At 67.8% G+C, this 21,755-nt stretch carries 18 protein-coding genes; 8 read left to right on the top strand and 10 right to left on the bottom strand.

The features are described 5' to 3' along the window. The first annotated feature begins 60 nt into the window (after positions 1-60). The 3 genes from ABZ827_RS07060 (at position 61) to ABZ827_RS07050 (ending at position 4,867) form a co-directional block, all read left to right on the top strand. A complete protein-coding gene (locus ABZ827_RS07060; protein ID WP_357233639.1) occupies positions 61-1,671 on the top strand; it encodes an AIM24 family protein in 1,611 nt (536 codons plus the stop codon). Between the two features lie 39 nt (positions 1,672-1,710). Continuing rightward, positions 1,711-3,294 carry an NAD(P)/FAD-dependent oxidoreductase gene (locus ABZ827_RS07055; protein WP_357233637.1) on the top strand — a complete coding sequence of 528 codons (1,584 nt, stop codon included), beginning with the start codon at positions 1,711-1,713 and terminating at the stop codon, positions 3,292-3,294. Positions 3,295-3,427: 133 nt separating this feature from the next. Continuing rightward, positions 3,428-4,867, top strand: a complete 1,440-nt coding sequence (locus tag ABZ827_RS07050) for a three-helix bundle dimerization domain-containing protein (RefSeq protein WP_357233635.1) — start codon at positions 3,428-3,430, stop codon at positions 4,865-4,867. 56 nt (positions 4,868-4,923) lie between these two features. Here ABZ827_RS07050 and ABZ827_RS07045 read toward each other — a convergent pair whose 3' ends face one another. Together ABZ827_RS07045 and ABZ827_RS07040 are read right to left on the bottom strand one after the other, a co-directional pair. Continuing rightward, complete coding sequence (locus ABZ827_RS07045; protein ID WP_357233633.1) at positions 4,924-5,844, bottom strand: LLM class F420-dependent oxidoreductase; 921 nt, start codon at positions 5,842-5,844, stop codon at positions 4,924-4,926. 69 nt (positions 5,845-5,913) lie between these two features. Then, on the bottom strand, positions 5,914-6,141 hold the full coding sequence (locus tag ABZ827_RS07040; RefSeq protein WP_357233631.1) for a hypothetical protein: 228 nt from the start codon (positions 6,139-6,141) through the stop codon (positions 5,914-5,916). A 325-nt stretch (positions 6,142-6,466) separates the two neighbouring features. Between ABZ827_RS07040 and ABZ827_RS07035 the strand changes: the two genes are divergently transcribed. Together ABZ827_RS07035 and ABZ827_RS07030 are read left to right on the top strand one after the other, a co-directional pair. Then, on the top strand, positions 6,467-8,572 hold the full coding sequence (locus ABZ827_RS07035) for an AMP-binding protein (protein WP_357233629.1): 2,106 nt from the start codon (positions 6,467-6,469) through the stop codon (positions 8,570-8,572). A 234-nt stretch (positions 8,573-8,806) separates the two neighbouring features. After that, complete coding sequence (locus ABZ827_RS07030; protein ID WP_357233627.1) at positions 8,807-10,162, top strand: metallophosphoesterase; 1,356 nt, start codon at positions 8,807-8,809, stop codon at positions 10,160-10,162. Between the two features lie 24 nt (positions 10,163-10,186). Here the strand turns inward: ABZ827_RS07030 and ABZ827_RS07025 are convergent, their stop codons facing one another. Next, positions 10,187-11,428 (bottom strand): hypothetical protein, encoded by a 1,242-nt coding sequence (locus ABZ827_RS07025; RefSeq protein WP_357233625.1) that lies wholly within the window; start codon positions 11,426-11,428, stop codon positions 10,187-10,189. Positions 11,429-11,578: 150 nt separating this feature from the next. Between ABZ827_RS07025 and ABZ827_RS07020 the strand changes: the two genes are divergently transcribed. Then, positions 11,579-12,355 carry a siderophore-interacting protein gene (locus ABZ827_RS07020; RefSeq protein ID WP_357233623.1) on the top strand — a complete coding sequence of 259 codons (777 nt, stop codon included), beginning with the start codon at positions 11,579-11,581 and terminating at the stop codon, positions 12,353-12,355. Positions 12,356-12,373: 18 nt separating this feature from the next. Here ABZ827_RS07020 and ABZ827_RS07015 read toward each other — a convergent pair whose 3' ends face one another. After that, positions 12,374-13,150 (bottom strand): M50 family metallopeptidase, encoded by a 777-nt coding sequence (locus ABZ827_RS07015; RefSeq protein WP_357233621.1) that lies wholly within the window; start codon positions 13,148-13,150, stop codon positions 12,374-12,376. 237 nt (positions 13,151-13,387) lie between these two features. Here ABZ827_RS07015 and ABZ827_RS07010 point away from each other — a divergent pair, with 237 nt between their 5' ends. After that, positions 13,388-13,852 (top strand): hypothetical protein, encoded by a 465-nt coding sequence (locus ABZ827_RS07010; protein WP_357233619.1) that lies wholly within the window; start codon positions 13,388-13,390, stop codon positions 13,850-13,852. Here the strand turns inward: ABZ827_RS07010 and ABZ827_RS07005 are convergent, their stop codons facing one another. After that, on the bottom strand, positions 13,853-15,070 hold the full coding sequence (locus tag ABZ827_RS07005; RefSeq protein ID WP_357233617.1) for a helix-turn-helix domain-containing protein: 1,218 nt from the start codon (positions 15,068-15,070) through the stop codon (positions 13,853-13,855). A 161-nt stretch (positions 15,071-15,231) separates the two neighbouring features. Beyond that, entirely contained in the window at positions 15,232-15,750 is a 519-nt protein-coding gene (locus ABZ827_RS07000; RefSeq protein ID WP_357233615.1) for a hypothetical protein, read from the bottom strand. Between the two features lie 224 nt (positions 15,751-15,974). Here ABZ827_RS07000 and ABZ827_RS06995 point away from each other — a divergent pair, with 224 nt between their 5' ends. Continuing rightward, complete coding sequence (locus ABZ827_RS06995) at positions 15,975-17,387, top strand: MDR family MFS transporter (protein ID WP_357233613.1); 1,413 nt, start codon at positions 15,975-15,977, stop codon at positions 17,385-17,387. A 19-nt stretch (positions 17,388-17,406) separates the two neighbouring features. On the opposite strand, the gene ABZ827_RS06990 is transcribed toward ABZ827_RS06995, so the two are convergent. The 4 genes from ABZ827_RS06990 to ABZ827_RS06975 all read right to left on the bottom strand — a co-directional run bounded on the left by ABZ827_RS06990 (position 17,407) and on the right by ABZ827_RS06975 (position 21,750). Beyond that, positions 17,407-18,387: a hypothetical protein gene (locus ABZ827_RS06990; RefSeq protein WP_357233611.1), complete on the bottom strand. Its 981-nt coding sequence runs from the start codon at positions 18,385-18,387 to the stop codon at positions 17,407-17,409. A 257-nt stretch (positions 18,388-18,644) separates the two neighbouring features. After that, positions 18,645-19,196: a hypothetical protein gene (locus tag ABZ827_RS06985; RefSeq protein WP_357233609.1), complete on the bottom strand. Its 552-nt coding sequence runs from the start codon at positions 19,194-19,196 to the stop codon at positions 18,645-18,647. A 417-nt stretch (positions 19,197-19,613) separates the two neighbouring features. Then, complete coding sequence (locus ABZ827_RS06980; protein WP_357233607.1) at positions 19,614-19,802, bottom strand: DUF1508 domain-containing protein; 189 nt, start codon at positions 19,800-19,802, stop codon at positions 19,614-19,616. A 148-nt stretch (positions 19,803-19,950) separates the two neighbouring features. Beyond that, complete coding sequence (locus tag ABZ827_RS06975; protein WP_357233605.1) at positions 19,951-21,750, bottom strand: FAD-dependent oxidoreductase; 1,800 nt, start codon at positions 21,748-21,750, stop codon at positions 19,951-19,953. Positions 21,751-21,755 lie beyond the last annotated feature (5 nt).

Genomic DNA, 21,755 nt, shown 5'->3' with positions numbered 1-21,755 from the left:
GCGCCGGGGACCTCGGCAGACCGGCGGGTGCCGGTGCACGTCGAGTCGAGGTGATATGAGGTGACCGCACTCGCTCCGGGCGAGAACCGGCCCGCGCCGGGTGACCGTTTGACCGTCACAGTGACATGCTCTGCGCCGGTGGATGTTTCGGCGCTGCTACTCGCCGGGAACGGCAAGGTCCGGTCGGACGGCGACTTCGTCTTCTTCAACCAGCCCGCCGGACCCGGTGTCACCTATCGGCACGGACAGGGCGCCGGTGACATCGTCGATGTGCAGACGCCGGCGGTGCCGGGCGATATCGACAAGGTGGTGGTGACCGCGAGCCTGGACGGCAGCGGCCCGCCGACCTTCGGCGCGGTGGGCTCGTTGACGGCGACGATCACCGGACAGCAGGGCACACTGACCTTCCCGGTCACGGGGTTGAGTACCGAGACCGCTGTGGTGTGTGTGGAGATCTACCGCCGCGGCGACGCGTGGAAAGTGCGCGCGGTCGGTCAGGGCTACGATAACGGCCTTGCCGGAATCGCCACCGACTTCGGGGTCAATGTGGACGACGACCCCGTCCCGCCGGCACCCGTTCAGCCGCCCCAGGCGTCGCAGCCGCCGCAGGCGTCGCGAAACGATCCGACCATGGTCGCCAATCAGGTTGTAGCGCAACAGTATCCGGCCCCGCCGAATCCGGCGCCGAATATGCCTCCCGCGGCAGGCTACCCGCCGCCGGTACCGCCGGCGCCGTATCCACCCGCGCAACATCCACCCGCTCAACATCCACCCGCTCAACCTGCGCCCTACCCTGGCGGGCACCAGCCGGTGCCCGGCTACCCACCCCAGCAGCAGTATCCGCCCGCCGCGGGCTATCCGGCGGCGCCGATTCCGCCCGCCCCCGCCCCGCAGCACAATCCAGCACACTTTTCTCAGCAAGGAGCTCAGCCGATGCACAGCGAGCTGTTCGACCCGCGTCATGCCGAAGTCTCCGGTATCGGCATCCAGAAGCAGGGCGGCAAGATGATCAAGGTCGGGGTGAACGGCGAAACGCTGGTCCGCTCCGGGTCCATGGTCGCCTACCAGGGCGATCTGCGTTTCCAGGCGCTCGGTTCCGGTGGTATCGGCCGGGCCATCCAGCAGCGGGTCACCGGTGAAGGGGTGCCGTTGATGAAGGTCACCGGTCGTGGTGATCTCTTCGTGGCCAACGGTGCCGCCGATGTGCACGTCATCGATCTGGACGGCACCGACGGGCTCACCATCAACGGTTCGAATGTGCTCGCCTTCGATCCGACACTGGGCTACGACATCCGGAGGGTGCAGGGCGCCGCCGGGTTCGCCAGTAACGCGGGCCTGTTCAACTGCGTGTTCAGCGGCCGCGGCCGGATCGCTATCACCAGTCACGGGACGCCGGTCGTCCTGAACGTCGATCAACCGACCTTCGCCGATCCGCAGGCGGCGATCGCCTGGTCGTCGAGTCTGCAGACCAGCGTGACACGTAACGATTCGTTCGGGCTGGGCCGGCTCATCGGCCGCAGTACCGGAGAGGGCATCACCCTGTCGTTCGGCGGCCGCGGATTCGTCATCGTGCAGCCGTCCGAACTGCCGCCGGGTGGTTTGCTCGGCGGTACCGGCGGCGGCCAGGAGGCAGGCCAGAGCGGCGGCCTGCTCGGCGGGTTGCTCGGCTGACCGCGCCTGCCCGCCGCCACAGTGTGGTATCGACAACGTATGGTGATGCGCTCTCGGTACGACGTGGTGATCGTCGGCGGCGGGCACAACGGGCTGGTGGCGGCCGCGTATCTGGCGCGTGCGGGGCAGTCGGTGCTGGTGCTGGAGCAGGCGGCCGTACCCGGCGGCGCGGCCGTTTCGGCACGTTTGTTCGACGGGGTCGATATCCGGTTGTCCCGGTATTCGTACCTGGTCAGCTTGCTTCCGGACCGGATCGTGCGCGATCTCGGCCTACGGTTCCGGACCCGCAAACGACGGATTTCGTCCTATACGCCCGCCGGATCGACGGGGCTCCTGGTGGACAACGGGTCCCCGGCGGCGACGCGGGAGAGTTTCGCCCGGGTCACCGGCTCGGACCGGGAGTTCGAGGCCTGGCAGCGGTTCTACACGATGACCGGGGAGGTCGCGCGGGCGGTGTTCCCGACCCTCACCGGCCCGCTGCCCACGCGTGACGAACTGCGGCAGCGGGTCGGTGCACGGCACTGGGAGGCGCTGTTCGAGCGGCCGCTGGGGGAGACGGTCGAACATTATTTCGCCGACGACCTGGTCCGCGGGGTGGTGTTCACCGATGCGCTGATCGGCACGTTCACCCATGCGCACGATCCGTCACTCGCGCAGAACCGATGCTTTCTCTACCACGTGATCGGCGGGGGCACCGGTGATTGGGACGTGCCGGTGGGTGGTATGGGCGCGCTGACCGACGCACTGGTCGCGGCCGGGCATTCAGCGGGAGCGGAACTGGTGACGGGCGCGGAGGTGACCGGTGTGGTCACGGACGGGAAGACCGCGCAGATCCGCTTCGCGGCCGATACCGGAACTGGGCAGGCCACCGTCGACGCCCGGTATGTCCTGGTGAACGCGGCACCCGCGGAACTGGCGCGCATAGTGGACGAACCCGCGGGTACGGAGCCCGAAGGCGCCCAACTGAAGATCAATATGGCCCTGACCCGGTTGCCGCGGCTGCGCGATACCGGAACGGACCCGCGAGACGCCTTCGCCGGCACCTTTCATATCGCGGAGTCCTACAGCCGGCTCGAACATGCCTATCGGGAAGCGGCCGCGGGAAAGATCCCGTCGGCTCCACCGTCGGAGATCTACTGTCACACCCTCACCGACCCGGATATCGTCGGCCCCGCGACCTCGAACGCGCGGCACACGCTCACTCTTTTCGGGATCCATATGCCGGCCCGCCTTTTCGCGGCCGATCCGGAAACGGCGAAGCAGGCCGCGGTCGAGGCCACTCTGGCCCAGCTCGACGCGGTCCTGGCCGAACCCCTTCACGAATGCCTCGCCCGGGATTCCGGTGGTGAGTTGTGCCTGGATACCGCCACCCCGGCCGACCTGCAGCGAACGCTGCGGCTGCCCGGCGGACATATATTCCACGGTGATCTGTCTTTTCCCTACCGCACCGAACCAGCCGGAACACCGGCCGAGCGGTGGGGTGTGGAGACCGCGCATCCCAATATCTTCCGGTGCGGTGCCGGCACCGTCCGCGGCGGCGGAGTGAGCGGTATCGGCGGGCACAACGCCGCCATGGCGGTCCTGGAGGAAACCGCCGCCCAGCGGCCGGGAAATGGGTGGTGAATTCTGGTCGGAGAATCGGCTGCGCTCCTCGTTGACGGGAGTACCCGAATACGGTGTGGCGGTAGGGTTGTCGGCTGTGGATCGGCCCGGCGGGTCGTTTCGATTTTCGATATCCGGCGCCGAGGAGATGTACGTGACAACCGAAACCGCACCGAAAGGTAAGGCCCCCGACGACAAAGCGGCGCGGGAGCTGAAGGCGATACGCGAGCTGGAGAACCGGCTGGCGGACGCCTACGCCCGGGACCGTTCCGCCGCCGAGGTGGGTACCGCGGTGCAGTCGGCGCATGACCGGTTCGCCGGCAGTTCGGTGCGGGATTTCGTCCCCATCCTGGTGGAACGGGCGGTACGCCGGGAGCTCGATCCGGCCGAGGATATCGCGACCACCGAGGTGATCGCGACGCAGGCACCGACCGAGAAGGTCGCCGCCGGCGCCGCCGCACCCGGTGTGCCCGGCCGGGTACGCGCGGCGGCCACCGATCGGCGCGGTCTGTTCGTGCTGGCCGGGGCCGGCGTGGTGGCGGCGGGCGCGGCCGCCTGGGCGGTCGGCCGGCCCGAGGCCGGGCAGCCGCAGGCGGCGGGGCCCGTCTCGGGGGCCCCGCTCACCACGGTGTCCGGGGTGGTCGGGTCGGAGAAGGCGGCGTTCTTCGATGATCGTCGCGTCGCGCAGATATTCGCCGCCAACGGCTTCGAGGTCAGAGTGAAAACGGCCGGATCCCGGGAGATCTCCACATCGGTCGACCTCGCCGGGCAGGCGTTCGCCTTCCCGTCCAGCCTGCCCGCGGCCGAGAAACTGAAACGTGAGGTCGGCGTTCGGACACAGTTCACCCCGTTCTATTCCCCGATGGCGATCGCCACATTCGCTCCCATCGTGGAACTACTCGACGCCGCCGGCGCCGTGAAATACGACGGACCGACACCGACACTCGATTTCTCCGCCTACATCGATATGGTGCAGCGCGGTGTGCAATGGGACGAATTGGCGGGGAACACGGCCTATCCGGTCGCGAAGAACATCCTGGTCAGCACGACGGACGCCCGGACCTCGAATTCGGCGGCCATGTATCTGGCGGTGGCGAGTTATGTGGTGAACGACCATGCGGTGGTGCGCGGGGCGACGGCGGAACAGCATGTGCTGCCCACCCTGCAGCGGCTGTTCCTGGCGCAGGGCTACACGGAGGGTTCGAGCGCGGGGCCCTTCGAGGAATACCTCACGGCGGGTATGGGCCCGACTCCGATGGCCTGGATCTACGAGGCGCAGTATGTATCTGCGGCCATCGAGGGCCGGTTGCGGCCCGATATGGTTCTGCTGTATCCGTCGCCGACGGTGGTTTCCCGCCATACCGTGGTACCGCTCACCCCGGAAGGGGAACAGGTCGGGGCCTTGCTGCACAACGAGCCCGATCTGCAGGCGCTGGCCGCCGAACACGGTTTCCGGACCGGCGATGCCGCACGGTTCGACGAGGTGGTCACCGAGCACGATGTGCCGGTAACCCCCGACCTCGTCGATGTGGTCGACATCCCGGCCTTCGAAACCCTGGAACATCTGCTCGACGGAGTCGCGGGCGCCTACTGACCGGCCCGCAACCACACCCGGGTGGGCGGAACCTTCCGATTCCGCCCACCGCGGTCTCAGAGCTGGGTGGCGACCTCGTTAGCGATGAGCGCCAGATGCTCGAGGTCGTCGAGATCCAGTATCTGCAGATAGATCCGTTCGGTACCGATCTCGCGGTACCGGCCGATCTTGTCGACGACCTCCGCCGGGGAGCCGGCCAGCCCGTTGGTCCGCAGTTCGTCCACCTCGCGGCCGATCGCGCCGGCCCGGCGGGCGATCTCCGCCTCGCTGGTGCCCACGCAGGCGACGAGAGCATTGGAATACACCATGCTGTCGGCGGCCCGCCCGTTCGCGGCGACCGCCGTCCGCACCCGGTCGAACTGGGCGGCGCTCTCGGCGGCCGAGAGGAACGGAATATTGAACTCGCTCGCGTACAGCGCCGCGAGCCGCGGCGTACGTTTGGGTCCCTGGCCGCCGACGATGACCGGTACGGGTTGCTGTACCGGTTTCGGCAGGGCCGGGGAACGGGAGAGTTCGTAGTACTTGCCGGTGAAATCGAAGGTCTCGCCGAGCGCCGTTTCCCATAGGCCCGTGATCACGGCGAGTTGTTCCTCGAGCCGATCGAACTTGTTGTCCGGGAAGGGAATACCGTACGCGGAATGCTCCTCGGCGAACCATCCGGTGCCGAGTCCGAGTTCCACCCGGCCGCCCGACATCTGATCGACCTGCGCGACCTGGATCGCCAGCGGGCCGGGCAGCCGGAAGGTGGCCGCGGTGACGAGGGTGCCGAGCCGGAGCCGGCTGGTCTCCCGGGCCAGGCCGGCCAGGGTGATCCACGCATCGGTCGGACCGGGCAGGCCGTCCACCGATCCCATGTGCAGGTAGTGGTCGGAACGGAAGAAACCGTCGAAGCCGAGTTCCTCCGCGGTCCGGGCCACCCGCAGGAGTGTTGTGTAGTCCGCACCCTGCTGCGGTTCGGTGAAGATACGCAGTTCCATACGCCCTATCGTGCCGCACGGCGTGGCGGCGGCTGGACCGGGTGGTGTCCCCCCTGATACTGCCCGGTATCAGGCCGGTCGCGCGGCGGGGCCGGTCATCGTCGTCGGCGGTACCTGGTCGGACCAGCCGCAGGGCAGCCCGCAACTGGCGATGACCAGCCGTTCGATCTCGCCGGTGTCGTAGACGCGGCGGTAGGACTCGGCGCGTGCCGGGTAGCCGCAGGATTTGCATTTGCCGAAGTAGTTGAGGATCTCGTCGGTGTGGTTGCGGACCACCCGGCGCCGGGTCTCGTGCATGGTCTTCCTCCGGTCTCCAGGGGAGTGGTGTGGCGCCGAATGTAATTCGCGCACAGCGGGTGTGTGGGTGAAGTGAGTGGTAGCTGGGACCTCTCACACCGTGGTCGCCGACTGCTTTGGGCAACCTCCAACAGCGAGGTGGACGGGTCTTCTGCGAGGAGAGTGAATATCCGGCAATTCGATTGGTGACCTGTCACAGAGCCGCTCCGGAACCGGTGCTACTCGCTGGTAATAACGGGGGTGCGCAGCTATTGTGAGCGACGTTACAGATGGGTTTCCCCGCCGACCCAGTTGTCCGTTGCGGGCCGACGAGAAGTTGTGCGAGTTGGTTACCGACGTCATCGATGTGGTCGCGGATCTGCCCGCCGCGCGCGCCGCGGTGTGGGATCTGCTGCTGGACCCGCAGACCTATCCGCGTGTGTTCACCGGTATCGGCGCCTGTGCAAGGCTCGATATACCCGGTGAACAACCGGTATTCGAGTTCCGGATCGGCACACCGGGCGCGGGTATCCGAATCCTGCGGGTCCGTGTGGTCGCCGGGCGCTGGTACGAGAGTGTGGAATTGCACGCGCCCGAGATCGGCAGCTTCGCCGCGTTGCGCTTGACCGGGGAAGGTGACCGCTGCCGAGTCGCGGCCACCTTCTTCACGCCCGGCCGGGTGCACCGGCAGGTGGCCGGCCTGTCGAACTCCGCCGTGCAGGATTGGGCGGTCAAAGGTCTGCGCCGGGTCGCCGGTATCGTGCGCGGCGCGCACACCTCGGTGGTGACGAATGCCGAGGCATCGCCGGTGCGACACAGTTTCGGGGTGATGCGGCAGGTCACCGCCAGTGGTGTGGTGGGCACTCGTGCCCAGACCGTGGTCAAACAGTTGCTGTCACTGAACAAATGGGGGTTCAACCTGGCGGGCGGCTATGCCGCGGGTGCCGCGTACTCGCCCGACCGGCCCGCTGTGATCGACGACCAGGGGTACCGCACCTTCGCCGAGATGGACAGCCGCAGCACCGCGCTGGCGGCCGCCATGGCGGCGGCGGGCTTCGGTGCCGGCGATGCCGTCGGCCTGTTGTCGCGCAACCACGCCGGAATGGTCGAAACCATGGTCGCGGCAGGGAAACTCGGTGTCGACGTCGCTCTGCTGAACGCCGGCCTGGCGGCGCGCACCATCGAACAGATCGTGCAGCGGCATCGGCTCTCGGCACTGTTCGTGGACGGTGATCTCGAAGAGCTGGTGCAGTATCTGCACGCCGATCTGCCGCGGTTCAACACCGATCTGCGGCCGCCCGTTCCCGACCGCTTCACCGTCGACGATCTGATCGATATGGGGGAGAAGGATTTCCGGATCCCCGCCCATCCCGGCCGGCTGATCGTTCTCACCTCGGGCACCAGCGGGGTGCCGAAGGGGGCACGCCGCCCGCACCCCAAGGGGTTCGGCACCATCGCAGCACTGCTGTCGCGGATTCCGCTGGAGATGGAATCGGCCATGCTCATCCCCGCTCCACTGTTCCACACCTGGGGCCTCGCAGGTCTGCAACTGAGTACCGCCCTGCGATCCACGGTGATCCTGCCGGAGCGTTTCGATGCCGAGGACTGCCTGGCGCTGGTCGAGGAACACGGGGTGGCGACCATGATCGTGGTGCCGACCATGGTCAATCGCATCCTCGATCTCGAGCCCGCGGTCCGCGCCCGGTACGACACCTCGAGCCTGCGGCACGTCATCAGCTGCGGAGCGCCGCTGGCCGGCGCCACCGTTCTGCGATTCATGGATACCTACGGCGATATCCTCTACAACGTCTACGGGTCGACCGAGGTGTCCTGGGCCACCATCGCCACCCCGCAGGACCTGCGTTTCTCCCCCACCACCGCCGGGCGACCACCGCTCGGCACCCGGGTCGCGGTGCTGGGCCCGGATCACAAACCGGTTCCGATAGGCGCCACCGGGCATATCTTCGTCAGTAATCACATGCTGTTCGACGGCTATGTGAACGCCGCGCCGCCGGACGAGGCGCACGGCATGCTCGATACCGGAGATATCGGGTACTTCGATGTCAACGGACGGCTTTTCATCGCCGGCCGGGACGACGAGATGATCATCTCCGGCGGCGAGAACGTATTCCCGCGACCCGTCGAGGAAGCCCTCGCGCATCTGCCACAGGTGAGCGAGGTCGCCGTGGTGGGTGTGCCGGACCCGGAGTTCGGTCAGCGGCTGGCCGCGTTCGTGGTGAAACACGAAGGGTCCGGGCTGGATCCCGAGATGGTGCGCACCTATATCCGGCATCGGCTCAGCCGGTTCTCGGTTCCCCGGGACGTGACTTTTCTGCCGGCGCTACCGCGCGGGGAGACCGGCAAGATCTTGAAATGGCTACTGGCAGGCGGGCACAACGGGGGTCTCCCGCCGTCGGGTATGGGCGGGTTGGGGATCAGCGGTTCGGCATAACGCCGGCGGGACTGGCCGTGCGTTCACCGGCGCTCGTGCGTGGGCGTGTGCCCGGATGGTGCTGATGTATCCGATATTCGCGGTGACATGGTGTTATCCCTGGTTGCCGGTTCGGCGGTTCTGTCGCCGCGAACGCCGCGATACCGCATAACAGGTGCGGGGCCCACTGCCTGCCGAGCGGGCACGGGTAGATTCAGTTTCCGCATAGGCAATCGGTCAGGAGAGGCATCCTCCGTGGTAGTAGTTTCCGTGCTCGCAGGGCTGGCCGTGGCGGTGGTGCTCGCCGGGCTGCACTGGTACCTGTGGCGACGGCTGGTTCGCGACACCACGCGAGAGGGTTCGACGTGGCGGTCGTACGGCGCCGGGGTGTTCGCGCTCGGTGCGGTACTGATGGGCGGTGCGTTCGCCGCGGTGCTGAGCGGCGCGACCTGGGATGTATGGCGCTGGTTGACCTGGCCCGGCTTCCTGTGGGCGGCCTTGTTCCTCTATCTCCTGATCGGAGTGCTTGCCGGCGAGATCATCCGGCCGCTGCTGCTGCGCGGGCTGGAGAGCCGTGATGCCGGGACCGCGGCCCCGCCCGCCGCTCCGGTTGCTGTGGACTCTCCGGCGGAGCCAGGGGTTGCCCCGGAGCCCGTCGGCGTGGCGGTCGCCGACGGCGCGGGCGGCGACAGCTCCCCGGTGCCCCCGTCCATATCCCCGGGGCCACCGGCCCCCGGGAGCGTGCCGGTACCGGCCGAGCCCGCGGAAACGGGCCACGAGCCGTTGTCCCGGCGGCAGGTCATCTCCCGTCTGGCGGCCGGGGCGACGGTCCTCGCGGCCGGCGCGGTGGTGGCCACCGGCACCTATGGGGTGCTGGACGGGCCGTCGGTGCGCCGGGTCACGGTACCGCTGGCGAAACTGCCCGCCCAGGCGCATGGCCTCCGGATCGCCCTGGTCAGTGATCTGCATCTGGGGCCGGCCCTCGGCCGCGGATTCTGCGAGCGGGTGGTGCGCACGGTGAACGAGACCCGCCCCGACCTGATCGCGGTGGTGGGCGATCTCACCGACGGCAGCGTCGAGGACCTGCGTGCGGAAACCGAACCGCTGGCCGGATTCAGCGCGCGGCTGGGCACATACTTCGTCCCGGGCAACCACGAGTACTACTCCGATGCCGACGCCTGGCTCACCCGGGTCGGTGAACTGGGTATGCGGGTACTGCTCAACGATCGGGTGAGTCTGCCGGACTTCGATCTCGCCGGGGTCGACGATCCCGCGGCGCGTGAGATCGGCCGCGGCCCCGATTTCGCGGCGGCGCTGGCCGGTCGCGATACCGCACGTACCTGCGTCCTGCTCGCCCACCAGCCGGTGCTGGTGGACGAATCGGTGCGGTACGGGGTCGATCTGCAGCTGTCCGGGCATACCCACGGCGGTCAGGTGTGGCCGGGTAACCTGCTGGCACGCCTGGCCAACCCGACCGTCGCGGGGCTGGAACTGTACGGGGCGACAGCCCTGTATGTCACCCGCGGCGCGGGGGCGTGGGGTCCTCCCGTGCGAGTCGCGGCGCCCTCGGACATCACGGTGCTCGAACTGGCTTCGCTACAGGGAGTATGACCGGCAACGCCACCCCGGGCCGTCTCAGAGGCCGGTGAGCAGGGTGCGCAGGCGTTTGATCCGTGGGATCTGGACCGGGGCGAATTCCGGGGGATGGTGGACTTCGATACTGAGCCGGTCGTTGTATGTGGTGATGATGCTGGTTCCGCCGCCGGGCTGCGGGGGGCGACGGCCGGTCGGGTCGGGTTTGGCGATCATGGTGGTACGGAAATCATCGATCCGGACCGCGGGCCCGGACAAGCTGGGTAATCGTCCCCAGTTCGTGGTCATCACCGTCTCGAACGGGTTCGCCGGCGGCGCGGCCAGGGTATCGGGCAGTTGCAGCGGTGTCTGCTGAACGTAGCCGGTGGTGAGATCGGTCCGTAGCGCATGAAAGACCCCGTGCGCCAACGCCGCCGGCGTGGGCTCGGTCTCCGGACCGGGCCGGTAGCCCGCGAAACCCAGTACATTCGTGCCCTCCACCGGGCCGATCGGTGGCCGGACACGACGGCGGAGATCCACCGAGTACGAACACTGCAGATCGGTCACCGGGAGCCGCCGTGCCTCGGATTCGGTGAGCAGAAGCGCCGCGGCCACCAGACTGTGCACGGTCACACCGGCGCGGTGCCCGCACGCCACGAGCTCCCCAGTGTGCTCCCGGCTCAGCCGGCACCGTGTGGTGATCAGCGGGGGGTACTCGTTATCGTTCGTGTTCAGTGCGTCGGCCGGGGGGAGCGGCGGTTCGCTACGCGGTGGGCCGGCGCGGCCCGGGATCGGCCGGCGGGTGATGCCGCGGACGGTCAGCAGGTCTTCGACGGGCAGCGGCTGCCGTGTCGGTGGTAGCTCCGGGACCTGTCCGGTGGTCGCGGTCGCGTAGCAGTACCACAGCTGATCGACGAGATGCAGTGCGTGGGTCGCATCGGCAATGCTGTGGTGGATGAGCAGGGTGACGCTCGCGGTGGACCCGGCACGCACCACGTGCACGCTGCCGAGAGCGTGCCGCTGATCCGGTTCGGCGCCGGTGAGCAGCAGTTCCGGATCCCCGTCGGTGACGGTGAGCACGATCTGCGGCGGCCCGCAGGTGACCAGCGTATGCCCGTAGGGCTCGACCGGTACGAGCTGGGCGGCGAGCATGGGATGAGCGGTGACCAGGGCTTCGAACGCGGCGGTGAGCGCGGAGATATCGAGTGAACCGGTGACTCGCGCGCAGTATCCGACGAAAACCTCGCTGAATGCGAAGATCTGTTCGCTGGGGGCCAGCGGACGGATGACGGTAGCCGCGGTCATTGTGGTGCCTTTGTCCGGATGATGGTGTGAGATTAGCCCAAAAACACTTACTTGCCTCATATTTCGTCAGGGCCGAGACGGATGCTACACAGCGGGTCCGACAGGGCTGGTACGTTTGCTTAGGTAAACCTAATTAAGTGAGGAGGCCGGATGGCCAGGAAGCGCACCACCATGACTGTCGCCCGGACCGAGTGGCTCAGCTCACATATCGTCCGGGTCTATCTCGGTGACCCCGGATTCGGTGATTTCGAACCGAACGAATTCACCGACGCCTATGTGAAGCTGCTGTTCGATCGGCCCGAGGGTGAGGTCATGCGCACCTACACGGTTCGGTCGGTGGATACGGCCGCTCGGGAGATCGCCATCGATTTCGTGGTGCACGGTGACGTGGGGATCGCCGGCCCGTGGGCCGCCACGGTCCGGCCTGGTGAGCGGATCGCGTTCTTCGGCCCGAGTGGGGCGTACGCACCGCGCCCGGACGCCGACTGGCATCTGCTGGCCGGTGACGAGGCCGCGCTCCCGGCGATCTCCGCCGCGGTGGAAGCCCTGCCCGAGGGGGCGCCCGCGAAGGTGTTCATCGAGGTCGCCGATGCGTCCGACGAGATCACGTTCACCTCGAAGGCGCTGGTGGACGTCACCTGGGTGCATCGTGGCGGTGCAGCGCACGAGGTCGGTGACGAACGTGCCGGGGACAATGCCCCGCTCATCGGCGCGGTCCGGGCGGCCCCGTGGCTGCCCGGACAGGCTCAGGTGTTCATCCACGGTGAGGCGCAGGCGGTCATGCACAATCTGCGGTCCTATATTCGCCGGGAACGCGGTATCTCGGCGGAGTTCGCCTCGATCTCCGGGTACTGGCGGCGCGGGCGCACCGAGGAGGGGTTCCGCGTCTGGAAGAAGGAACTCGCCGAGGCCGAGAGCACCGGATAGCGGGCGACCGGCGCGGGGTCAGCTCGCCGGGCAGTCCGGTCCGCCGGATATCGGAAGGCAGATACCGGCGGTGGCGGAGAGCAGTAGTCCCGCGCCGATCGCCAGGGCGCCGAGCGCGATGCCCAGGAACACCACCACCCACAGCAGGCCCGGCAGTTTGGTCAGCCGCGCCAGTTGGTCGGCGTCGGTGGTGCCGTCGCGCATCCGCGAACGGGTGCGCTGCAACTCCAGGACCGGGCGGCTGCCGGCGAGGAGTAGCAGCCAGGTCGCCAGGTACGCGAAACCGGCCTGCAATTCATCCGATCCGAACCAGGAAACCACGAAAACCAGTGCGCCGGTGGTCACTACCGATATCACGCCGTACACGTTGCGGATCATCACCAGCATCGCGACCAGCGCGGCGATCGCGATCCACAGCATGAGTGTGATCCGCCCGGCGCCGAGCAGCGCGGCGAAACCGAGACCCACCAGCGGTGGCGCCGGATATCCGGCGAGCGCGGTCAGGATCATCCCGAATCCGTAGGGTTTTCCGCTGGAGACGGTGAGCCCGGACGTATCCGAGTGCAGTGTGATCGCATTGAGCCGCCGCCCGCTCAGCAATGCCAGCAAGGCGTGCCCGCCCTCGTGCGCGATGGTGACCACATTGCGGGTCACCCGCCACAGCGGGCCGTATCCGACGAGAACGAGGGCCGCCACCGCGGTGGCCAGTACCAACCAGGACGGCGGCGCCGCCTGGGTCGTCGTGAGCCGCTCCGCGATGGAACTGCTGCGGTCTATCAGATCACCGGTATCCACCGCCGCACCATAACCGGGGACGCCCGGGCGCCGCGCGCCGTACCGTCCGATACCGGGCCCGGCGGTACCGGGTGGGCGGATCTACGAAACGAAGTATCTGTTGATGGGACGTCTCACTATTTTCAGCGGGTCCAGTTCCGAGGTGGACCGAAGTCCGGGCGTTGAGTCGCACACGGTGGACCGGGAAACTATACGTTTGTCCATATCGGAAATCGGTCGCCGGCGGAGGGAGCACGGATGTGCACGAGTGGGCAGTACGACCCCGAGCCGGAGGACTCCGCGGATTTGTTCGATGTACCGGATCTGGCCGAATTGCTCCGGATCTGGTCGGTACGCCATCTCGCGACTCCGAGCACACAACGCCCCGCGGCCGATTTCGGGACCGCATTCCGCGTGGGACTGGGCTTGGCGCTGGCACTGCTGGATGATTCCGATCCGTCGGGGCAGCAGGTGCTGGCCCGGCTGGAAGTGGCCGCCGCACGCTGGGCCCGTGAGGACGTTCCGCTCGAGGTTATTCAGCACGCACTGCACGAAGGCGTCAAAAGTGGCCTGGGACTGGGTGGTTCGCGGCGACTGCGCCCCACCGACCCGGCGGCCGACGGTGTGGACGGTTCGTTCGTGGTGGATGTGCTCGACACCCTGACCGCGGCGGTATCCCGCGCCTATGTGGCGCAGGTGCGCGGCGGGCAGGGGCCGCGGTGATCACCGGGCCCGATAGCTGCGGGCCACGAGTGCGGACCGCAGATACCACAGCCCCGACGGCTGAGTCGGGTCGAATCCGGTGAGCTGGGCCACTCGTTTCAGCCGATAATCGATGGTGTTGGTGTGGATATGCATGAGCCGGGCGGTGCGCTGGCGGTTGAGGTTGTTGGAGATATGCCGTTGCAGCGTTTCCAGCAGTTCCGGATGATCGTCGAGCGGATCCAGCAACGAACCGAGATATTCGCGACCCGGCCCGGGGCGGGTCAGCTGGTATTCCAGCGCCATATCGTCGAACCGGTAGAGTCCGGGCACGCAGTCCAGCCGCTGCACCATATCCAGCAGCTCGTGTGCCTGGTCGGCGGCCGTAGGGACTTCCGCGGTAGGCGATTCCACCATCGCCGCGCTGACCGGCACCTGCGCGGCGCGCGACAACTGGGGGAGGAGTTCGTCCAATTTCTCCGGGGTGAGGACCTCGGTCGGCAAGAGTACCGTTCCACCGTCCACGCTCAGCAGCGACAAGGCCGCGTCGCTACAGCGGGTCGCCAGTTCCGCCTGTACGCGCCGCAATTTGCGCCGGGCCACCACTTTGCCGTCGAGGGCGGGAACGGATTCGTCCGGATGCGCCGGAATGGCCACGGCCAGCACGATATAGGCGGGCGCGATCTCTATTCCACATTCGCGGGCCATGGTCGAGGTGCTGTGCCCGCCGAGCAGTGCGGAGGTGAGTGTGTGCACCGCCGTATGGTGTTCGCTCACCACCGAACGCAGTTCCCGCACATAGGCCATGGAGATACAGACCGTCATCTTGTCGAGCATCTCGACAACGAGTTTGGCGCCGTCGACGAGCGCCGAGTAATCGGTGACGGTCGCATTCGACACCACCAGGTCCAAACCGAGCCGGAAACCTTCGTGGACCGCATGGTGAATGGTGTCGATCGGCACTCCTTCACGCGCCCAGCCGGCGGCGGCATTCTCGAGTCTTCGGGTTTTCTCCGGGATGTCCTGGCCGTCGAGCATGCTGACCGCGAGTTCGAGGCAGGTGCGGGTGATAGTGGTGACATCGCCGTAGATGGCGTCGCCGGGGAGGGTGCCGCACGGGACCACGTTCTCGACGAAATGACCGACCATCCGCCGGGACAATTTGCGCACATCCTGCAGGGGTGCCGACATAGGTTGCCCGGATAGCGTCAGCTTGGTTCTGGTCGCGTCGACGGTCATGCTGACTCCTTCTACCCCCGGATGGCGAGACTGCGGCTTCACAGTAACGAGCGGGTCTCCGGTAGGGGGTTGGTTTGCGAACTCGACTGGACGATCGTGAAGGGTGTCCCGATCGGGTTGTGACCGGTCACAGTGGCGTGGGTTATGGTCGGATGGGCAGGTCAGGCGGGTAGTGCGGGCGCCAGGACGGTTGTCACCCGCTCGACCCGCGCGCACGCGCCGCCGGCGGACGGGCCGCTGTCCACCCGCACTCGTACCAGTCCGCCGTTCTCGGTGGGGAGCGCGACGGTGCAGGTCGCCGCGGTATCGGTGGGGCCGGTATGGAGGCGTTGCCCGGTCCGGTTCGCGACGGTGACCTCGGTACGGGTGTCCTCGGCGTCGCCGACAGCGTCCGGTGACCCGTCAGTGGTGAACAGGACCCGGACCGCCGCCTCGCCGCTACTCCATCCGCATCCTGCCCAGCCCGGTTCCGCGGCGATATCGTGCCGTCGCGATTCGGGCGGGAAGCCGGCGTCGGCGAGGAGCCCTACGGGGAGAGTGCAGGGATCCCAGACCGCCGCCGGATCCGTGGCCTCGCCGGAGCCGCAGGCCGCGGTTCCGATGGTCGCGGCGGCAACGAGTCCACACCACACCATCCGAGTGCGAACAGAGTGCGTGGGCGAGGGGGCCGATATTTTCATTCCGCGGATGCTAGCCGCGGGTTTCCTTGTGACACAGGGCCTCTGTGCGGCCTCACAGCCACCGCCGCGCGGGGGTTGCGGCACGGCACAAGTGAACGGCGGGCGGTGCCGCGCCGGATACCGTCCCACCATGTGGAAAACCGGACGCCGGTCTGCCCGGGATGGGAATAGCGTGCCGGGGCGGGCGCGTTGGCCTGTCTGGTTATCGGGAAAGGGGTGCGCCGGTGGTGGCGGATACTGCGAAGGCCGCCGTCGGACTGCGTTCCGATCGTGGCGCGATACTCGGTTCGCTGATGCTCGCGACAGGGCTGATCGCGCTGGACTCCACGATCATCGCGACGGCCGTGCTCTCCATCACCGAAAGCCTCGGTGGTTTCGCGCAGTTCCCGTGGCTGTTCTCCATCTATCTGCTGGCCCAGGCGGTTACCGTGCCTGTGTACGGCAAGGTCGCCGATATGGTGGGCCGGAAACCGGTGATCCTGTTCGGTATCGCGGTTTTCGCCCTCGGCTCGCTGCTGTGCGGCCTCGCGGGCAGCATGCTGTGGCTGATCGTGTTCCGCGCGGTACAGGGTATCGGCGCGGGCGCTGTCCAGCCGATGACCATGACCATCGCCGGCGATGTGTACACGCTCACCGAGCGGGCCAAGGCACAGGGCTATATAGCCGGGGTGTGGGCCCTGTCCTCGGTGGCCGGACCGCTGCTGGGCGGTGTGTTCGCCGACTTCCTCGGCTGGCGCTGGATCTTCCTGATCAATCTGCCGCTGTCGGCCTGGGCCGCGTGGATGCTGTCGCGTCACTTCACCGAGTCCGTACCCCGGCAGCGCCATCGGATCGACTATCCCGGCGCCGTTCTTCTGACCTCCGGCGCCGGGGCGCTCATCCTCGGGCTCCTCGAGGGCGGCCGGGCCTGGGCGTGGGATTCGCCCACCGGTATCGGGATATTCTGCGGCGGCGCCGCGGCGCTGCTGGCGTTCGTCTTCGTGGAGCGCCGTGCGGCGAATCCGATTCTGCCGCTGTGGCTGTTCACCCGGCGCGTGGTGGTGGCCAGTTCGGTGGTATCGCTACTCGTCGGTGCGCTCCTGCTGGGGTTGACCTCCTATGTCCCGACCTTCACCCAGGGCGTGCTGGGTGCGAGTGCGCTGGTCAGCGGATTGACTGTGGGCGCGCTCACCCTGGGCTGGCCGCTGTCGGCATCCCAGTCGGGCCGGGTGTATCTGCGGGCCGGTTTCCGGTTCACCGCCGTCCTCGGCAGTACTTTCGGCGTACTCGGTGCTACCGCGATGCTGTTCATCGGACCGGGATCGTCGATCGGGCAGATCGCCGCCACCTGTTTCCTGATCGGTCTGGGTATGGGTTTGGTTGCCAGTCCGACACTGATCGCCGCGCAGACCGGTGCGACCTGGAACGAACGCGGCGTGGTGACGTCGGCGAATATGTTCGCCCGGTCCATCGGCAGCGCGGTGGGTGTCGCGGTGTTCGGGGCACTGGTCAATTCGCGGGTGGGCGATGCCGCCGTACCGGCGCCCGAGGCGCTGGCCGAGGGCGTGCATCTGGTGTTCGTGGCGGTACTGGTGATGACCGTCGCGTTGGTGGTCGCCTGTGCTCTGATGCCGGGCCGGTCCGGATCCGGCCGGTAGCGGCCCGGCGTCCCTGTCGCTATCCGTCGCCGCCGAGGACTTCCACCCGCTCGCCGGCGTCGAATTCGATCACCTGATGTACCCGGGATTCGCCGACCGGGCCGAGATCGGCGAGTACGACCTCACCGCGCTGGGCGATCGATTCGACGATCGCCTCCAGCGGTTTGCCGTCCGAACCGGCGATCCGGATCCGGTCGCCGATTTCGAGGGTGTCGGCACGCGCCCCGCTCTGGGCGATATGCGGGCTGTACACGCCGCAGTAGGTGCGGCCGGCGCCGTCACCGACGCCCCGCTGCGCGATCGTCCACCACACCGGTGCGGAACCGGCACCGGCGGCGCGGCGGTGCCGGCGCAACACCCGATCGCGTCCGGCTTCGGCGGCGTCCCGGCTCTCGTGTACCGAGACATGCCGCCGCACGGGCGCACTGCGATGCTGAACGGTGCCGGCAGCGCCGTCGACGACCAGAACCCAGCCCGCGGACAGGTCCTGGTCCCGCGCGGCGTTCACCCGTTTCGCCAGGGCCTGGCCAGGGGTCGCGCCCAGCCGATCGGCGACCTCGGCGAGGCTCTCCGCCAGGCCGAGTGCCCGCAGGAACCCGGCGACCTCGATCTCCGCTGTGCCCAGACGCTGGGCCAGTACGGGCATGGGTGTGCGCTCACGCCATGCCCGGCGGGCTGTGTGCTCGTGCTCGGTGAGCCACAGTGCCGACGGCCCGTGCAGGTGGTGATCCACGACGATCGCCCACCAGTCCCAGCCGGGTTCGGCGGCCAGCCGGTCCCGGATCCAGCCGGCCCGATCACCGGCGCGTACCTTCTCCTCGGGCGGGATGATATTGCGTAAAGCGGCCCGGACGGCGGACGGAGTCCGGCCCAGTTCGGCGGCGATATCGGGCAGATCCCTACCGGCCCGCAATTCCGCCACGACGGTCCGATACTCCGATTCGCGCCACGATGCCCCGTGCTGACGCGGCGGCAGCAGTTGTTGTCCGAATTCACTCATCACAGAACCCCCGGTTCCGATGCGCCGGAGAGCTTCTCGTACGGCCGGTCCGGCGACCGTACCTCACCCTCCGACTGTGTCCTACCTGCATGATTTTACTGCGGGGGTACGACAGAAAACGGCTTCGTGGCGGGGTGGCGAACCCTGCCCTTACCCGCTCATAACGACTCCGGCGCAAGCGAATCAGATCGGAAACGGCACTCACCGGACCCGGCCGTGCACCTCCGGAAACGAAGTCGCACGGCCGAGTTCCGTTGTCATGGAGTGGAATAGCCGATCAACGCGCCGATGCCCGCGCCGATCGGGATGGTGATCAGGGCACCGACACCGCCGAGAAAGAAGCCCAGCACCGCGCCGATACCGCCACCGATCAGCGCACCGATCCCCGCGTTGTGCATTTTGCGCGCTTCGGTATCGGGATCGGCCACCAGCTGGGCGATATGCTGTCCCGCCGGAGTCGCGGCGTCCGGGGTGAGGGTGAGGGTGCGGCCATCCGCGGATATTCCGGCCGCCAGGGGCGCGGTGGTACCGGCGGCAGCGACTCCGAGCGGGAGTGTCGTGAGCGTTCGGCCCGCCTGATCCGCCAGGGTCACCGCGGCACCGTCCGCGGTGAGCCGGAAGCTACCGGCATCCAGGGTTGTGACGATCGAGGTGCCGGTTTCGTTCGGTGCCACGACATATCCGACCCCCTGCTCGGCGCCGCGGACCGCCGTCTCGGCGGTATGTGGATCGGCCTGTGCGGTGCCCGTGGCGATACCGAGCGTGCCGATGGAAAGCAGAGCGGTAGCCGCGATGTGCTTGATTCTCATGGTGTTCCCCACTTGATCTGCCGGCGCACGGCGCCGGCGGTTCCCCAGTGAGCCGGATCTCGGCTCGAAACCCATTCTCGAAGAAGGGGATAGGGCAAGCAATGCTTTCGGTGAAAGAGACACCCGGATGAGAGAAGGGCCGGCGGGCATTTGTGAGTGGCTCGAGAGGCCCGCTCATGGTCGGTGAAAGCGGTGACCAGGCCGTAGGGTTTGCCGCCCCGGAGAAGCTCGTGGAGTCGGGTGCCCACGACCCGCCGGGGGACGACTGTTACGGGGCGCGCCGGGTGCCGTAGCGTCGCCGCCCCGTCCGGCGCGGATCTCGTCGAAGCTCGGCTCGCCGCGAGCCGGCCCGCACCGGGAACAATGGTTCGGGCTGGATATCGTGGCCGGCGCAGGGCCGGTGCGGATCGGACCGGGTCAGCAGTCCGCGGTTTCGTCGACGATCTCGGCGCCGGTCGCGTGCGACTGGACCGCGGCGATGCCCTGCTTCGCCGAATCCTTGTTCTCGTAGACGCGGCTCGCGGCGATGATCTCGCCGTCGCCGGCCTTGAGCCGCCACCGGATCATTCCGTCCGTGTCGGTGAACAGCACGAACTTGCCTGTCATGCCCGCCTCCGCTCCAGAAAGCTGGATCAAGCCTGGTCGGGCGCAGAATACGGCCCTGGTCGCCGATCTCGGGACGGACACGCGGAGACGGTTGATCGCGGCTTGGCCGGGGCGGTCCTGCCGCCCGCCCGTCGCCCCGATGTCGCTGTCAGATATCGAGGATATGGGGCAGCCCCGCCCGGAACCGGTCCGCGTCGAGTTTCTTGGCCGCCTCGAACGCCGGTAGCGCGACAAGTGGGAACACCGGGGCGTGCGGGGCGGGATCGTCGGCCGCGTCGATGATGGCGTTGGCCGCGTTGCGACCCGATTCGTTGGCGCTCTCCATGGTGGCCAGGTCGATATGGCTGCGGACATGGTCGCCGCCGAAGAACAGATTGGGAATCGCGCAGTGTGTGGTCGGCCGGCGGTCGTAGGAGCCGACGGTATTGACCAGTAGCGGTGTCTCGTTATGGGTGGTACCGCCGGACCAGCTGATCCCCGGGTCCAGATGCCAGGAGTGGACGTCCTCGTCGCGCAGCCAGCCTGTGCCGGTGTTCAGCCATATCTTCAACTGTGCCCAGACCTCGGCCGCGATCTCCTCGGCACTGCACTGTTTGGCCGGGCGCCGGTGCACGATCCCCGGTGTGTCCCAGTCGGAGATATCCACCGAGAAGCATTCGTGGACCGAACCGTCGCCGTACTGGCCGGGGAAATCGCCGACCCACATCGGGGCCTGCCGCAGCGCCGTGAGCGCCCAGGGTGAACCGAGTGCCGCGATATGCCCCTCCGGGATCTCGGTGGGGCGGCGCAGATAGAACTGGATGCCGACCATCCAGTCGGTGACCAGGTCCCGCATACCGGCCAGCCGAGGGTCGGCATTCAGAATCCGATCATCGAGCAGCGGAACGGTTTTCTCCACCGGCATGGCGCAGATGTAGTGGTCGGCGACGACGGAGGTCGCGTTGCCCTGCCCGTCGGTGATCGCCACCGAATTGATCGTGCTGCCGTCGTAGGAGAGCCGGCTCGCCCGCTGACCCATCACGAACCGCACGCCGCGGGATTGCAGATAGGCAACCCAGGGTTCGATCCATGCCACGTTCGTCGGCCGGTTCAGAATCCGGTCCACGCCACCGGAGAATTCGGGTATGAGCCCGGTCCCGGCGAGTACCAGCGCCTCACCGATGGTGCCGATGGTGCGTGCCGAACTCAGATGCGGTTTGGCGGCCACGGTGATCCGGGTGAGGGCGTTGACCAGATAGGCCCGGTACGCCGCGGATTTACCGTCGGCGCGCATGATCTGCTCCCACGTCAGATACTCCCACTGCCCGAAGCGGCGTTCGGTACTGGAGGTGAACCACATGGCCATCTGCTTGCCGAAGAAGGCCAGTTCGTGGGGTGGCAGTTCCGGGATGAAGCTGAACGCCCCGATCATGCTGTTCTGCAGGCGTTCCGGGGTGAGCTGGTCGAGCGCACCGAGTTCCACCGGCGCGAAGATGGGCGGTTTATCGCGGAAACCGGCCACCGTGCCCTCGACGCGGATCAAGTTGTCCAGTACGCCGTTCGGGTTACCGGGGAACGGGATCCGGCGCATGGTATCGGGAATGTTCCGGTAGCAGCCGGGAAAGAAGCGGAACCCGTGCTCGCCGGGGAGATCGGCGCGTCCGCCGGTACCGGTCCCGGGTACGCCCATACTGCGTGCTTTGCCGCCGAGATAGGAAGGTTCGTACACGGTCACCCGGAAGCCGCGCTCGATGAGCTCATGGGCGGCCGACAGGCCGGCCATACCGCCGCCGAAGATCGCGACGTCCTTCCCGCCGGTGCGTAGGCCCGGAGTTCGGTACCGGCCGGGTACCGGGGATGCGGTGGCCGCCGCGGATCCGGCCGCGACCAGCGCGGCCCCGGCAAGGGCGCCGCGCAGGGCGGTCCGGCGGTCGATCGAGGCTGACTTCTTCGGCAGCTGATCCGACATGGTGC

Source organism: Nocardia sp. NPDC019395, assembly GCF_040632335.1.
Classification (GTDB): Bacteria; Actinomycetota; Actinomycetes; order Mycobacteriales; family Mycobacteriaceae; genus Nocardia.
Note: the sequence above shows the minus strand (reverse complement) of the source record. Positions and strands in the feature narration are given on the sequence as shown.

Bases quoted from the DNA above. Each gene is read 5' to 3' on its own strand.
- ABZ827_RS07055 (WP_357233637.1), top strand. From the start codon at position 1,711: ATGGTGATGCGCTCTCGGTACGACGTGGTGATCGTCGGCGGCGGGCAC.
- ABZ827_RS07045 (WP_357233633.1), bottom strand. From the start codon at position 5,844: ATGGAACTGCGTATCTTCACCGAACCGCAGCAGGGTGCGGACTACACA.
- ABZ827_RS07040 (WP_357233631.1), bottom strand. From the start codon at position 6,141: ATGCACGAGACCCGGCGCCGGGTGGTCCGCAACCACACCGACGAGATC.
- ABZ827_RS07025 (WP_357233625.1), bottom strand. From the start codon at position 11,428: ATGACCGCGGCTACCGTCATCCGTCCGCTGGCCCCCAGCGAACAGATC.
- ABZ827_RS07020 (WP_357233623.1), top strand. From the start codon at position 11,579: ATGGCCAGGAAGCGCACCACCATGACTGTCGCCCGGACCGAGTGGCTC.
- ABZ827_RS07010 (WP_357233619.1), top strand. From the start codon at position 13,388: ATGTGCACGAGTGGGCAGTACGACCCCGAGCCGGAGGACTCCGCGGAT.
- ABZ827_RS07005 (WP_357233617.1), bottom strand. From the start codon at position 15,070: ATGACCGTCGACGCGACCAGAACCAAGCTGACGCTATCCGGGCAACCT.
- ABZ827_RS07000 (WP_357233615.1), bottom strand. From the start codon at position 15,750: ATGAAAATATCGGCCCCCTCGCCCACGCACTCTGTTCGCACTCGGATG.
- ABZ827_RS06990 (WP_357233611.1), bottom strand. From the start codon at position 18,387: ATGAGTGAATTCGGACAACAACTGCTGCCGCCGCGTCAGCACGGGGCA.
- ABZ827_RS06985 (WP_357233609.1), bottom strand. From the start codon at position 19,196: ATGAGAATCAAGCACATCGCGGCTACCGCTCTGCTTTCCATCGGCACG.
- ABZ827_RS06980 (WP_357233607.1), bottom strand. From the start codon at position 19,802: ATGACAGGCAAGTTCGTGCTGTTCACCGACACGGACGGAATGATCCGG.
- ABZ827_RS06975 (WP_357233605.1), bottom strand. From the start codon at position 21,750: ATGTCGGATCAGCTGCCGAAGAAGTCAGCCTCGATCGACCGCCGGACC.